The sequence below is a fragment of the Actinomycetospora sp. CA-053990 genome (assembly GCF_050948445.1).
Classification (GTDB): Bacteria; Actinomycetota; Actinomycetes; order Mycobacteriales; family Pseudonocardiaceae; genus Actinomycetospora; species Actinomycetospora callitridis.
Genome location: NZ_CP192043.1, coordinates 2,473,476 through 2,485,986 on the forward strand (window position 1 = coordinate 2,473,476; position 12,511 = coordinate 2,485,986).

A 12,511-nucleotide genomic window follows, 5' to 3' on the forward strand; every position below is an offset into this window, starting at 1 on the left:
CGCTGTGGCAACGGTCGCATCGCCCGTTCAGCGCAGCAAACGGGCGTAGTTCTGACTCGCAGTGACGGTCAGGCGCCGAACGTCGCGGGCTGGCCCGTCGCCTCGATCACCGACATCCACAGGTCGCCGTCCGGGTCGACCTGGTTGCGGTGCCCGGTGATCAGCGCCATCGGGATGTGCACGAACCGGCGGCGCCAGCGCACGACGACGGTCTCGGTGCGCCCGGCCATCCCGGCGTGCACGGCGGCGTGGGCGAGGCGGACGCAGTAGACGCTGTCGTAGGCGTTCGCGGCGACGCTGCGGATCGCGTAGCTCGGGTCGAGGTAGCGCACCGTCGGCGGGAGGTCGACCTCGGTCAGGTGCTCGGTGATCTTGTCCTTGAGGTAGAGCCCGATGTCGCCGAGCCTGGTGTTGCCCGACGCGTCGGTGGTCCCTTCCTCCTGCTCGAGCAGCTCCTGCCCGGCGCCCTCCGCGACCACGAGGACGACCTGGCCGTGACGGCGGACGTGGTCCTCGACGCGGCGCAGCACCCCGTCCGGCCCGTCGAGCACGAAGGGCACCTCGGGGATGAGCACGAAGTCGGCGTCGTTGTTGGACAGCGCCGCGTAGCAGGCGATGAAGCCGGAGTGCCGGCCCATGAGCTTGACGATGCCGACGCCGTTCTCGGCGGCCTGCGACTCGACGAACACCGACGCGATGAACTCCGTGGCCTGCGCGAACGCCGTCTGGAACCCGAAGCTCTGGTCGGTGTAGGGCAGGTCGTTGTCGATGGTCTTGGGGATGCCGATGACCGCGATGTCGAGGCCGCGCTCGTCGATGACGCTCGTCAGCTTCATCGCGCCGCGCATGCTGCCGTCGCCGCCGATGACGAACAGGACGTCGATCCCGAGCTCGACGAGGGTGTCGACCATCTCCCCGGGGTCCTGGTCGCCGCGCGAGCTGCCCAGGATCGTGCCGCCGTCGTTGTTGATGTCCCGGACGGCGTGCAGGTCGAGCTCGACGACGCGCTCGCGGTGCTTCGGCGTCAGGCCCGCGTAGCCGTTGCGGAAGCCGTAGATGTGCGCGACGCGGTAGTGCTCGGTGAGCTCCTGGACGATCCCGCGGATCACGTCGTTGAGCCCGGGGCACAGGCCGCCGCAGGTCACGATGCCGACGTTCGTGGCGTCGGGGTCGAAGAAGACCTTCCGGCGCGGCCCGGCCGCCTCGAGGCTGGGCAGCTGGTCGATGGGCACCCCGCGCTCCAGCAGCACGGAGACGGTGTCGTCCACGAGCACGCGGTCGTCCTCGTGGACGTAGTGCGGCGACGTGCGCTTGGTGGCCAGCATCTCCGCGAACGGCGAGTCGTAGCGGCAGTCACCGAGGCTGCGGACGCGCAGATCGTCGAGCTCGAGCGTCACGGCGGACCCCCCGGGGTCGTCGAGAGAACGGTCGGGACGGACTGCCCGCCACGCCGCGGGGCCTCGCCACGCTAACCCAGGACCGGGAACGATTCCGGCGCCGGGGAACAACCTCACGTGAGCAGCGGGGCGATCGTCCGACTACGGTGCGATCGTCCCGCTGCCGCCGTTCGGAGGAACCCATGGCCGACGACGTCGTCGTCACCCGCACCGTCGACGCCCCGCCCGAGCGGGTGTGGGAGCTCGTCGGGGACCCGGCGCGGATCGGGGACATCTCGCCGGAGTGCCACCGCGTCGACTGGGTCGGCGGCGCCACCGGGCCGGAGCCGGGTGCGCGGTTCAAGGGCCACAACCGCAAGGGCCTGCTCCGCTGGTCGACCGACGGCACCGTCGTCGAGTACGAGCCGCAGCGGGCCATCAGCTGGGACGTCTCGCTGCTCGGCCAGCCGGTCGCGCGCTGGGGCTTCCGGCTCGTCCCCGAGGGCGGGCGGACCCGCATCGAGCAGTACTGGCAGGACCGGCGCAGCCCGATCGCCAACGTCGTCGGCCGCGCCCGCGCGTGGGACGTGCCGGGGGCGAACCGCCGGGGCATGGAGCAGACGCTCGACACGGTCCGGCGCTCGGTCGAGCAGGGCTGACGGCTCAGCCGTCCAGCGCCGCCACGCCCTCGAAGCCCGAGAGCTGGAGCACCCGCCGGGTCAGCGAGCCCGGCGGGGCCAGCACGGACATCTCGATCTGCAGCACCTCGAGGCGCGCCCCCAGGGCGAACAGCACCCGCAGCCCCGCGCTGTCGAGGTAGGCGAGGTCGGCCAGGTCGAGCGTCACCGCCGAGGTCTCGTTCGTGATGGCCGCGGTCAGCTGCTCCTCGACCTCCAGCGCGTTCTCGAGGTCGATCTCGCCGCCCATGACGATGCGGACGGCCGAGCCCTCCGGGTGGACGACGACGGACGCGGCGGTCATCGGCTGCTCCCCGTGAGGTGACGTCGGAAGACGACGGTGGTGCCGCCGGGCCCGGCGGTCACGTCCATGTCGTCGCTGCACTGGCGGATCAGCGCGGTGCCCCGCCCGCGTTCCTGCCCGCGCGCCGGGCGCCATCGCCCGTTGTCGCGCACCGTCCCCACGACCGTCGCCCCCTCCAGCTCCATCTGCACGACCAGGGTCCCGCCGGCGGGCCCGTACGCGTGCTCCACGACGTTGGAGCACGCCTCGCCGGTGGCGACGAGGATGTCGGCCGCGTCCTCGGGCGACGCCCCGGCGGCGGCGAGCCACCGGCGGACCGAGGAGCGGACGTCGGACAGCGTGCGCGTCACGGCCGGGACGACGATGCTCAGCGGCACCACCGACGGCGTGCCGAGGCGGTGGGCGACGAGCATCGCCACGTCGTCGCCGACCGGGGTCGCGCCGATCATGCGGTGCAGCACCCCGCCGCACACCGACTCGGCCTCCTCGGCCCGCACGACCTCGCACAGCGCGTCCAGGCCCGCGTCGAGCGGGCTCCCGCGCCGTTCGACCAGACCGTCGGTGTAGAGGAAGAGCAGCCCGTGGTCCGGGAGATCGATCGTGGTGGTGCGCCGCGGGGGGCCGACCGACACCCCGACGGGCAGGTCGATCGGCACGTTGAGCAGCGCCGAGCGCTCCCCGGGCTGCGCGATGATCGGCGGCAGGTGGCCCGCGCTCGACAGCGACACCCGCTCCAGCGACGGCTCGAAGATCGCGTAGAGGACCGTCGCCATGACGTTCTCCTCGAAGTGCTGCACGTTGCCGTCCAGGCGCTCGAGGACCTCCGCGGGGTCGTCCTCCTCCAGGGCGAACGCGCGCAGGGCGCTGCGCAGGCGGCCCATGATCACGGCGGCCTGCAGCCCGCGCCCGACCACGTCCCCGATGACGACGCCGAGGCGCCCGGACGGCAGGGAGAAGACGTCGTACCAGTCGCCGCCGAGACCGCCCGCGTCGCCGGGGATGTACCGCGCCGCGAACTCGATGCCGGTGACCCGCGGCAGCGCGCCGGGCATGAGGCTGCGCTGGAGTGCCGACGCCGCCGCGCGGTCGAGGTCCGACAGGCGGGTGCGCGTGACCAGGGCGATCCGGTCGGCGGCGGTCTGCAGCAGGTCCGCGTCATCCATCGTGAAGCGCCTCGGTGTGAGGGTGCCGACGTGCAGGACGCCCAGGACCTCGCCCTCGGCGACCAGGGGCACCCCGAGCAGCGAGCGGATGTCCTTCTCCCGCAGGATCGGGTTGAGGACGTTCGAGTGGTCGACCTCGTCGATGATCACCGGCCGGCGCTCGGCGGCGATGCGCCCGGCGAACCCCTTGCCGACGGGGATGCGGACGCCCTGGCGCACCTCCTCCTCGATCCCGCGCGCGGCCGTGGCGACCAGATAGGTCGAGGAGGGATCCAGCAGGAGGACGGCTGAGGTGTCGGCGTCGAGCAGGGCACGCACCCGGTCGAGGAGCTCGTCGAGGAGATCGGCCACGTCCAGGTGCGCGAGCGTGGTGTCGGTGATCTGCTCGATCCGCCGCAGCCGGTCCTCGTTCGTCACGGGGGTGGTCGCGGGCATGCGGGAACGCTAGTACCCCGTCCGACCGCACGGAACGGACACCGTCCGGGTTCCCCCGGCCGCCGGATGGACGCCCGGCTAGCGTGGCGGGCGTGCGACTGGCCACCTGGAACGTGAACTCCGCCAAGGCCCGGGAGCCCCGGCTGCTGGACTGGCTCGACGAGCGAGCGCCCGACGTGGTCTGCCTGCAGGAGACCAAGCTGTCGGACGAGGCGTTCGCCGAGAGCTTCGCCGCCCCGCTGGCCGAGCGCGGTTACGCCGTCGCCCACCACGGGGAGGGCCGCTGGAACGGCGTGGCACTGCTGTCCCGGGTGGGGCTCGACGACGTCGTGGAGGGCCTGCCCGGCGCCCCCGGCTACCCCCACCAGGAGGCCCGCGCCGTCTCCGCCACCTGTGACGGCCTGCGGGTCACCTCGGTCTACGTGCCCAACGGCCGTGACCCCGACGACCCGCACTACGCCTACAAGCTCGAGTGGCTCGCGGCCCTGCGCGACCTCGTCGAGGCCGGCGAGCCGGACGCGACGGTGGTGGCGGGCGACTTCAACATCGCCCCCACCGACGAGGACATCTACTCCGTCGAGGCGTTCGCCGGGTCCACCCACGTCACCCCGCCCGAGCGCGAGGCGCTGGCGACGCTGATGAAGACCGGCCTGCACGACGTGATCCGCGAGCGCTGGCCCGACGACCGGGCGTTCAGCTACTGGGACTACCGCGGCGGCGCCTTCCACCAGGACCGCGGCATGCGCATCGACCTCGTGCTGGCGGGCGGCCCGGTCGCCGCGCGCCGGGCCGCCGCCTGGGTGGACCGCAAGGCCCGCAAGGGGACCGGTCCGTCCGACCACGCGCCGGTGATCGTCGACCTCGACGAGGCGCCGAACGGCGACCTCGGGCCGGTGGTCCCGCCGCCGTCGCTCGGGCGCACCCGCAAGAAGTAGCCCGCCTCACGCCACCGGGACGGCGCGGCGGGCCCACTCCTCGATCGTCGTGGGGGTCGCCAGCACACCGACCCCGTGGCGCCGCACGACGCCGCGGTTGAACGCCGCGTTCATCGCGAGGTTCTCCTCGGTGAGGTCCGCCGGCAGTCCCGCCTCGACGAGCACCGCGCGCATGACGTCCTCGGGCGGGCGCTCGTAGCGCAGCCCGGGCCGGCCGATCGCCGCGCCGAGCCGAGCGACGGCGTCGGGCACGGTGAGCTCCTCGGGTCCGGGCAGCTCGCGCACGCCGACGGCGTCCGGGTCGCGCAGCAGCGCCGCGGCGGCGTCGCCGATGTCGGCGGTGGCCACCATCGGCAGCGCGACCTCCGGGTCGATCGTGTCGTGGTGCACCCCGGTCGCGAGCATCGGCGCCAGCGCCGGCAGGAACGACTCGAAGAACAGGCCGGGCCGCAGGAGCACCACGGAGGCGTCGAGTGCGGCGAGCCGCTGCTCCTGCTCGTGGAGGGTCTCGAGGAAGCCGGTCCCGGCGGCCAGCTCGGCGCCGAGCGAGCTCAGCGCCACCACGTGGGGGACGCGGGCGTCGGCCAGCGCGCCCGCGATCGCGGTGCCCACCTGCTGCTGCTGGGCGCGGTAGCCCGGCGCGGCGAGGTCGAGGGGCATGAGGACGTAGGCGGCGTCCGCGCCGGCCAGCGCCCCCGTGAGCGCCGCCCGGTCGGTGATGTCGGCGACGTGCGGCTCGGCGCCGTGCGCGGCCGCGTCGGCGAGACGGCCGGCGTCGCGACCGACGGCCCGCACCGCCTCCCCGCCCTCGCGCAGCCGGCGCACGACGCGTCCGCCGGTGTTCCCGCTGGCCCCCAGGACAGTGATCATGATGGCGTCTCCTCCGTGCTCGGTGATCCGGTGCGTCCAACACTGGGCCGGTCCCGTCGGACGAACCATCGCCGTGGCGCCGGTTCTCCTGCTCGATCGTCCGATCTCGTGGACGATCAGCTCTCCGATGCCGGAGGCTGGGCACCGTGACCGTCCCGGCACCCGTACGACCGGCCCACCCGCCCTGGACCCCGTCCGACGCCGTGGGCGCGGCCCTGCACGTCCTGCGGATGAGCGGGACCTTCTACTGCTCGTCCGACCTGCGCGGGCCCTGGGGGCTGCGGCTGCCCGAGACGCCGGGCTGCCTGTGGTTCCACGTCGTGACCTCGGGGACCGCGACGATCGTCGTCGGCGACGACGTGGTGACGCTGTCCCCGTCCGACGTCGTGCTCCTGCCGCGCGGCGAGGGGCACGAGCTGCGCTCGACCGACCCGCCGCCCCGCTCGCCCGCGCCGAACGTCCTGACGCTTCCGCACACCTGGTACGGCGAGCGCTACGCGACGATCAGCTACGGCGGCGACGGCGCGCCGACCACCATGATCTGCGGCGCCGTCCGGCTCGAGCACCCGATGGCCGAGCGGCTCGTGGCCCTGATGCCGGACATCGTCCACGTGCCGGTCTCGCCGCTCACCGCGCGCCTGCACGACACGCTGCGGCTGATCGCGCTCGAGGTGGAGGAGACCCGGCCCGGCGGCGAGGCCGTGATCACCCGGCTCGCCGACGTCCTCGTCGTGCAGATGCTGCGGGCCTGGCTGTCGCACGACCCGTCGGCGCGCACGGGCTGGCTCGGCGCGCTCGCCGACCCCGACATCGGGCGCGCGCTCGCCCTCGTCCACGCCGACCCCGCTCACGAGTGGACCGTCGCCGGCCTCGCCCGCGAGCTCGCCCTGTCCCGGTCGACCTTCGCCGCGCGCTTCACCGCCCTGGTCGGCGAGCCGGTCATGGCCTACGTGACGCGCTGGCGGATGCTCGTCGCCCACGACCGCCTGCGGGCCGGCGACACCACCGTCGCCGCCGTCGCCGGCGCGATGGGCTACCGCTCCGAGGCCGCGTTCAGCCGCGCCTTCCGCCGCGTCGTCGGCACCTCGCCGGGCTCGGTGCGGCCGCGGGCCCGGGACGAGGTGGAGCTCCTCGGGGCCTGACCCCGCACGCGGAGACCGTGTCCCGAGGACACGGTGGGACGTCGCGGTCACCGACCCCGGCCAGACCGTGTCCTGAGGACACGGTTCGTCTTCGTCGGAACCGACCCCGGAGCGACGGACGGTCGGCGACGCTGGACGGCATGGGTCGGGCGGCCGAGGAGGAGGACGCGACGGACGAGCTCGTCACGCTGCTCCTCGACGACCTCGGTCCCGCCCTGCAGTGGTATCGCGACGAGGTGGCGCGGGCGGTGGGGTTGTCGCCGGGCGAGGTGCTGTGTCTCGAGGTGTGCCGGCGGCAGGGGTCGATGAGCAGCGGGCGCCTCGGCGAGCGGCTGGGCCTCACGCGCAGCGCGGTCGCCAAGATGCTGCGCCGGCTCGAAGAGGCCGGGCACGTCGCCCGGTCGTCCTCGCCGGACCACGAGCAGGAGATCGAGGTGGAGGTCCGGCCGCACGCGACCCGCGACGCCGTCCTCGACGCGCAGCGCCGGGCGTTGCGGCGCTCGCTGCGCGAGATGGTGGGGAACCAGGCGCTGCACGGCCGGAAGCACGCGATCGCCGCGACGGCGGTCGCCGGGGTGGCGACCGTCGTCTTCGCGCGCGCCCGGGCGATGGCCGACGCGACCATCGAGCGTCGGCTGCTCGCCGAGCGTCGTCGGGCCCGCGAAGCCGGGAACCCGACACCGTGGTGGGCCCGCTGACTACACCGTCGACATGGGCCCGGCGGCCGTGACGTGCACGGCCGCGGCGCCGAGCTCGTCGGAGGCGTCGAGGTCGACCTCGGCGGTGATGGCCCAGTCGTGGTCGCCCTCGGGGTCGTCGAGGACCTGCCGCACGTGCCAGGTCCGGCCCTGCACGGTGACGCGGTAGAACGCCGGGCCGCGCGCGTCGGGGCCGGAGCCGAGTGTCGGGTACTCGGCGAAGTAGGCCTCCATCGCGTCGGCCCACCAGTCGAGGGACGGTCCGTCGTCCTCGAGCGCCGCCAGGTCGGCGGGGGAGCGCCGGGCGAACAGCTCCACCCGGCGGAACATCTCGTTGCGCACCAGCACCCGGAACGCCCGCTCGTTGCGGGTCACCGGTGGCGGCCCCTGGTCGACGGGGCGGGCGTCGTCACCCGCGGCGTCGAGCTCGCTCGGGTTGGCGAGGTTCTCCCACTCGTCGAGCAGCGACGAGTCGGTCTGGCGCACCAGCTCGCCGAGCCAGGCGACGAGGTCGTCGATGTCCTCGGTGCGGGCGGCCTCGGGGATCGTCTGGCGCAGCGCGCGGAAGGCGTCGGTGAGGTAGCGCAGGACGAGACCCTCGGACCGGGCGATCTTGTAGTACGAGACGTACTCGGTGAAGTTCATGGCGCGCTCGTAGAGGTCGCGCACCACCGACTTCGGCGAGAGCTCGTGGTCGGCGACCCACGGGTGGCCGGTGCGGTAGGACTCGTAGGCGGCGCCGAGGAGTTCGGCCAGCGGCTTGGGCCAGGTGACGTCCTCGAGGAGCTCCATGCGCTCCTCGTACTCGATGCCCTCGGCCTTCATCGCCTGCACGGCCTCACCCCGGGCGGAGTTCTCCTGGGCGCGGAGGATCTGCTTCGGGTCGTCGAGGGTCGACTCGACCACCGAGACCATGTCGAGCGCGTAGGTCGGCGACTCCCGGTCGAGCAGGTCGAACGCGGCGAGCGCGAACGGCGAGAGCGGCTGGTTGAGTGCGAAGTCGACCTGGAGGTCGTCGACGAGCCGCACGGTCCGCCCGGACGCGTCGGGCTCGGGGAGGCGCTCCACGACGTCGGCCTCGAGCAGCCCGCGGAACAGGGCGATCGCCCGCAGGATCAGGCGGCGCTGGGTGGGGCGGTCGGCGTGGTTGTCCTCGAGCAGGTGGCGCATCGCGGCGAAGAAGTCCCCGGGGCGGGACGCGACCTGCAGGAGCATCGCCGTCGACACACGGAACTGGCTGGTCAGCGCCTCGGGCTGGGCCTCGATGAGCTTCTCGAGGGTCTTCTCCGACCACGAGACGAACCCCTCGGGCGGCTTCACCCGCACGACGCGCCGCTGCTTCTTGACGTCGTCGCCGGCCTTCGCGAGCCGCTTGGCGTTCTCCACCTCGTGCTCGGGGGCCTGGACGACGACGTAGCCGGCGACGTCGTGCCCCGCCCGTCCCGCGCGTCCGGCGACCTGGTGGAACTCGCGAGCCCGCAGGTGGCGCACCCGCTGGCCGTCGAACTTCGTCAGCGCGGTGAACAGCACGGTGCGGATCGGGACGTTGATCCCGACGCCGAGGGTGTCGGTGCCGCAGATGAGCTTGAGCAGCCCGGCCTGGGCGAGCGTCTCCACGAGGCGCCGGTACTTCGGCAGCATCCCGGCGTGGTGCACGCCGATGCCGTGGCGCACCAGCCGCGAGAGCGTCTTGCCGAAGCCGGCGGTGAAGCGGAACGCCCCGATGAGCTCGGCGATCCGCTCCTTCTCGGCCTTCGACGAGACGTTGAGGCTCATCAGGGCCTGCGCCTGCTCGATCGCTGCGGCCTGGGTGGTGTGCACGACGTACACCGGCGCCTGCTGCCCGGCGAGGAGCTCGGTGATCGTCTCGTGCAGTGGCGTGCGCGCGTAGCGGAAGGACAGCGGGACGGGGCGCTCGGTGTGCGCCACGACCGCGGTCTCGCGCCCCGTGCGCCGCGTCAGGTCCTCGGCGAAGAACGAGACGTCGCCGAGCGTCGCGGACATCAGCAGGAACTGCGCCTGGTGCAGCTCGATGATCGGCACCTGCCAGGCCCAGCCGCGCTCCGGGTCGGCGTAGTAGTGGAACTCGTCCATGACGACCTGGCCGACCTCGGCGCCGGGGCCCTCGCGCAGCGCCCAGTTCGCCAGCACCTCGGCGGTGCAGCAGATGACCGGCGCCTCCGGGTTCACCGCCGCGTCGCCGGTGAGCATCCCGACGTTGGCGTAGCCGAGCTGGGCGCCGAGGGCGAAAAACTTCTCCGAGACCAGCGCCTTGATCGGCGCCGTGTAGACGCTGCGCTCGCCGCGGGACATCGCGGTGACGTGGGCGCCGAGCGCGACCAGCGACTTCCCCGAGCCGGTGGGCGTGGAGAGGATCACGTTCGATCCCGAGACCAGCTCGATCAGCGCCTCGGACTGGGCCGGGTAGAGGTCGAGCCCGCGTTCGGAGGCCCAGCCCGCGAACCCCTCGTAGAGCTCGTCGGGATCCGCGCCGGGAGCGGGCAGGAGCGCCGTCGAGGTGGTCACCGGTCCATTGTCCGCGATCGCACCCGCACCCGGTGGACCGCGGCCGGGTTACGATCCGTCACCGCGGGACGGCGACCAGAGGGCCGTCCGTGGGGCGAGGAGGAGCGCGGCACGTGACCGAGGGTGGCGAGGTGGCGGCTGCGGCACCCCTCGGGCGGCGCGCAGCGACGAAGGCCCGGACCCGGGAGGCGCTCCTCGAGGCCGCGCGCCGGGTGTTCGCCGAACGCGGGTACGGCCCGGCGTCGGTCGAGGAGATCGCGAAGACCGCCGGGGTGTCGGTCGGGTCGGTCTACGTGCACTTCGCGAGCAAGGAGGCGCTGTTCACCGCGCTGGTCGAGGACCAGACCTCGGTGGCGGTGGACCTGAAGTCCACGATCGTCTCGGGCGACCCGGAGGAGACCTTCGCCGCGCTCGACCGCCTCGTCTCCGACGTCGCCGACTCCCGCGAGGAGGCCCTGCTCGACGCCGAGGTCTGGCTCTACGCGGTGCGGCACCCCGAGTTCGCCGATCGTCTCGCGGAGCACGAGGTGCGCCTCGCCCGCTTCGCCACCGATGTGCTCTCCCGCGACTGGGAGAACCTCGACCCGGCCGTGCGCGACGCCGTGCGGGACGACGAGTTCGTCGTCGTCGCGGCCGCGCTCTACCACGGGCTCATCCGGCTGCGGCGCGTCCTCGGGGAGGACGCCGTGCGGGCCGACCTCTTCAGCCGCGCCCTGCGCCTGATGCTGCGGCTCCCGCCCGCCGAGGAGCCCCGGAGCTAGCGAGACCCCGGCAGGACCGACCGCAGCACGGGCTCGAAGGCCACCGCGTCCTCGGCGAAGCCGATGTGGCCGCCGGGGAACAGCGTCGGCTCGAGGCCCAGCGCGTCGGCCAGCACCCGGGAGCTGCGGTCGCAGAGCTGGCCGGTGGAGTCCCGGCCGATGCCCACGACGATCCGCGGGCCGGCGCGGAGGGCCCGGATGTCCGGCCGGAAGTGCGTCGTCGGCCGCAGGAGGTGGGCGTTCTGGTAGTCGCCGTCGGCCCGAGCCGCCGGGTCGGGCTCACCACCGAAGATCATCTCGATCATCTCCTCGGGCATCTCGATGGCCGCGTTGGTGAGGAACGCCCGCCAGGAGCCGAGGTGATCGCCCGCGAACCAGCGTGCGATGACGACGTCCTCGCCGGCGTGGCGGTCGTCGCGGTCGGGGAGGAGCTCGACCAGGGGCGGCTCGTGGGCGACGACGGTGTCGACGAGGCCGGGGTGGTTCTCCGCGAGCGCCAGGGCGGTCACGGCGCCGCCGCTGGAGCCGAGGACGGTGACCGGTCCGCGCGCCCCGTCGGGGTCGACGTGCCGGATCAGGGCCGCGACGTCGTCCGCGCGCGTGGCCAGTGTCGGGGTGGCGTCGGGGTCGTCGACCCGGCTGCGGCCGATCCCGCGGGTGTCGGTGGTGAGCACCGTGTGGTCGACGGCGAGCAGGTCGGCGAGGCCCGCGAACGCGTCGGCGCCCATCGGCGTGCCGAGCAGCACCACGAGCGGGCCGTCGCCCCGCACCTCGTGGTGGAGCCGGGCCCCGGGGACGTCGAGGGCGGCGGTGAGGGTGGGCACGGGTGTCCTCCGGGGTGATCGCGGACGGCGGCGTGGGGACGTGTCGTGGGGGAGACCGACGCCGCGCCCGGAACTCATCGGTGGATGCCGATGATCGACGAGGGGTACACGAGGCCATGTCCTCCTCCCGCTCGCGACGTTCCCGCGACCTGACCTGGTTCCCCCGCCTGCTCGGCGTGGCCACCGCCGGCTACAGCGTGGCGATCATCGCCCGCCCCGAGCTGTTCACGAAGCCCACCGCGCTGCAGGCCGAGGGGGCGCCGCTGCCGACGGCCACCGCGATCGGGGTGCGTGCCCTCGGCGGGCGCGACCTCGCGTGCGGGCTGGCGATGGCCCTCGCCCCGGCGGGCAGGGCGCTGCGCACCGCCGTGGCCGTGCGGGTCGGGTCCGACGTCGTCGACCTGGTCCTGCTCGGGACGTCGCTGCCGGACAGCACGGCACGGGCCAAGGCGGCCGGCGTCGCGGGGGCGTGGGGCACGCTGTGCGCCCTGGGCTACCTCGCGGCAGGCGACTGATCGGCCGGCACCTCGCTGAGCCGCAGGTGGTAGACGCCGGCGGACGGGGTGAGCGGATGCAGGTCGTAGACGTGGACGACCTTCGGGCCGTCGTGGAGGTGGGTGTGCGTCACCGTCGGCAGCGGGGTGCCGTGGCGTGCCTCGCGCACCTCGACGCGTCCGTCGAGCGGACCCCCGACGTAGAGCAGCACGGCGTCCTCGTCGGCCGGCCCACCGGGCGGAACGGTCATGAGGACCTCCTCGGACGGCACGTCGGTCGGCGGTGCGGCTGTGAAGCCTGGGGCT

13 protein-coding genes are annotated in these 12,511 nt (G+C 73.8%); 6 read left to right on the forward strand and 7 right to left on the reverse strand.

The features are described 5' to 3' along the window. Nucleotides 1-68: 68 nt before the first annotated feature. Nucleotides 69-1,397 carry an ATP-dependent 6-phosphofructokinase gene (locus tag ACQPYN_RS12590; protein WP_433037260.1) on the reverse strand — a complete coding sequence of 443 codons (1,329 nt, stop codon included), beginning with the start codon at nt 1,395-1,397 and terminating at the stop codon, nt 69-71. 182 nt (nt 1,398-1,579) lie between these two features. Between ACQPYN_RS12590 and ACQPYN_RS12595 the strand changes: the two genes are divergently transcribed. Beyond that, on the forward strand, nt 1,580-2,035 hold the full coding sequence (locus ACQPYN_RS12595) for an SRPBCC family protein (protein WP_433037262.1): 456 nt from the start codon (nt 1,580-1,582) through the stop codon (nt 2,033-2,035). 4 nt (nt 2,036-2,039) lie between these two features. On the opposite strand, the gene ACQPYN_RS12600 is transcribed toward ACQPYN_RS12595, so the two are convergent. Next, nucleotides 2,040-2,357: an STAS domain-containing protein gene (locus tag ACQPYN_RS12600; protein WP_433037264.1), complete on the reverse strand. Its 318-nt coding sequence runs from the start codon at nt 2,355-2,357 to the stop codon at nt 2,040-2,042. Beyond that, the gene (locus tag ACQPYN_RS12605; RefSeq protein WP_433037265.1) at nt 2,354-3,955 is read right to left on the reverse strand and encodes an ATP-binding SpoIIE family protein phosphatase; all 1,602 of its coding nucleotides are present in this window, start codon (nt 3,953-3,955) and stop codon (nt 2,354-2,356) included. The genes ACQPYN_RS12600 and ACQPYN_RS12605 overlap by 4 nt, the downstream gene beginning before the upstream one ends. An 83-nt stretch (nt 3,956-4,038) precedes the next feature. Here ACQPYN_RS12605 and ACQPYN_RS12610 point away from each other — a divergent pair, with 83 nt between their 5' ends. Beyond that, entirely contained in the window at nt 4,039-4,890 is an 852-nt protein-coding gene (locus ACQPYN_RS12610) for an exodeoxyribonuclease III (RefSeq protein WP_433037267.1), read from the forward strand. A gap of 6 nt (nt 4,891-4,896) precedes the next feature. Here ACQPYN_RS12610 and ACQPYN_RS12615 read toward each other — a convergent pair whose 3' ends face one another. Next, nucleotides 4,897-5,760 carry an NmrA family NAD(P)-binding protein gene (locus ACQPYN_RS12615; RefSeq protein WP_433037269.1) on the reverse strand — a complete coding sequence of 288 codons (864 nt, stop codon included), beginning with the start codon at nt 5,758-5,760 and terminating at the stop codon, nt 4,897-4,899. A gap of 146 nt (nt 5,761-5,906) precedes the next feature. On the opposite strand from ACQPYN_RS12615, the gene ACQPYN_RS12620 reads away from it, so the two are divergent. Further along, nucleotides 5,907-6,902: an AraC family transcriptional regulator gene (locus tag ACQPYN_RS12620; protein WP_433037271.1), complete on the forward strand. Its 996-nt coding sequence runs from the start codon at nt 5,907-5,909 to the stop codon at nt 6,900-6,902. Nucleotides 6,903-7,042: 140 nt separating this feature from the next. Further along, the gene (locus ACQPYN_RS12625) at nt 7,043-7,600 is read left to right on the forward strand and encodes a MarR family transcriptional regulator (RefSeq protein WP_433037273.1); all 558 of its coding nucleotides are present in this window, start codon (nt 7,043-7,045) and stop codon (nt 7,598-7,600) included. On the opposite strand, the gene ACQPYN_RS12630 is transcribed toward ACQPYN_RS12625, so the two are convergent. Further along, nucleotides 7,601-10,126, reverse strand: coding sequence for a DEAD/DEAH box helicase (locus ACQPYN_RS12630; RefSeq protein ID WP_433037276.1), 2,526 nt, complete (start codon nt 10,124-10,126; stop codon nt 7,601-7,603). A gap of 113 nt (nt 10,127-10,239) precedes the next feature. On the opposite strand from ACQPYN_RS12630, the gene ACQPYN_RS12635 reads away from it, so the two are divergent. Further along, the gene (locus ACQPYN_RS12635) at nt 10,240-10,887 is read left to right on the forward strand and encodes a TetR/AcrR family transcriptional regulator (protein WP_433037279.1); all 648 of its coding nucleotides are present in this window, start codon (nt 10,240-10,242) and stop codon (nt 10,885-10,887) included. On the opposite strand, the gene ACQPYN_RS12640 is transcribed toward ACQPYN_RS12635, so the two are convergent. Then, entirely contained in the window at nt 10,884-11,711 is an 828-nt protein-coding gene (locus ACQPYN_RS12640; protein ID WP_433037282.1) for an alpha/beta fold hydrolase, read from the reverse strand. The genes ACQPYN_RS12635 and ACQPYN_RS12640 overlap by 4 nt on opposite strands. Nucleotides 11,712-11,827: 116 nt before the next feature. On the opposite strand from ACQPYN_RS12640, the gene ACQPYN_RS12645 reads away from it, so the two are divergent. Next, nucleotides 11,828-12,226: a hypothetical protein gene (locus tag ACQPYN_RS12645; protein WP_274192107.1), complete on the forward strand. Its 399-nt coding sequence runs from the start codon at nt 11,828-11,830 to the stop codon at nt 12,224-12,226. Here the strand turns inward: ACQPYN_RS12645 and ACQPYN_RS12650 are convergent. After that, nucleotides 12,205-12,456 carry a hypothetical protein gene (locus tag ACQPYN_RS12650; protein ID WP_328308651.1) on the reverse strand — a complete coding sequence of 84 codons (252 nt, stop codon included), beginning with the start codon at nt 12,454-12,456 and terminating at the stop codon, nt 12,205-12,207. The genes ACQPYN_RS12645 and ACQPYN_RS12650 overlap by 22 nt on opposite strands. Nucleotides 12,457-12,511: the final 55 nt, after the last annotated feature.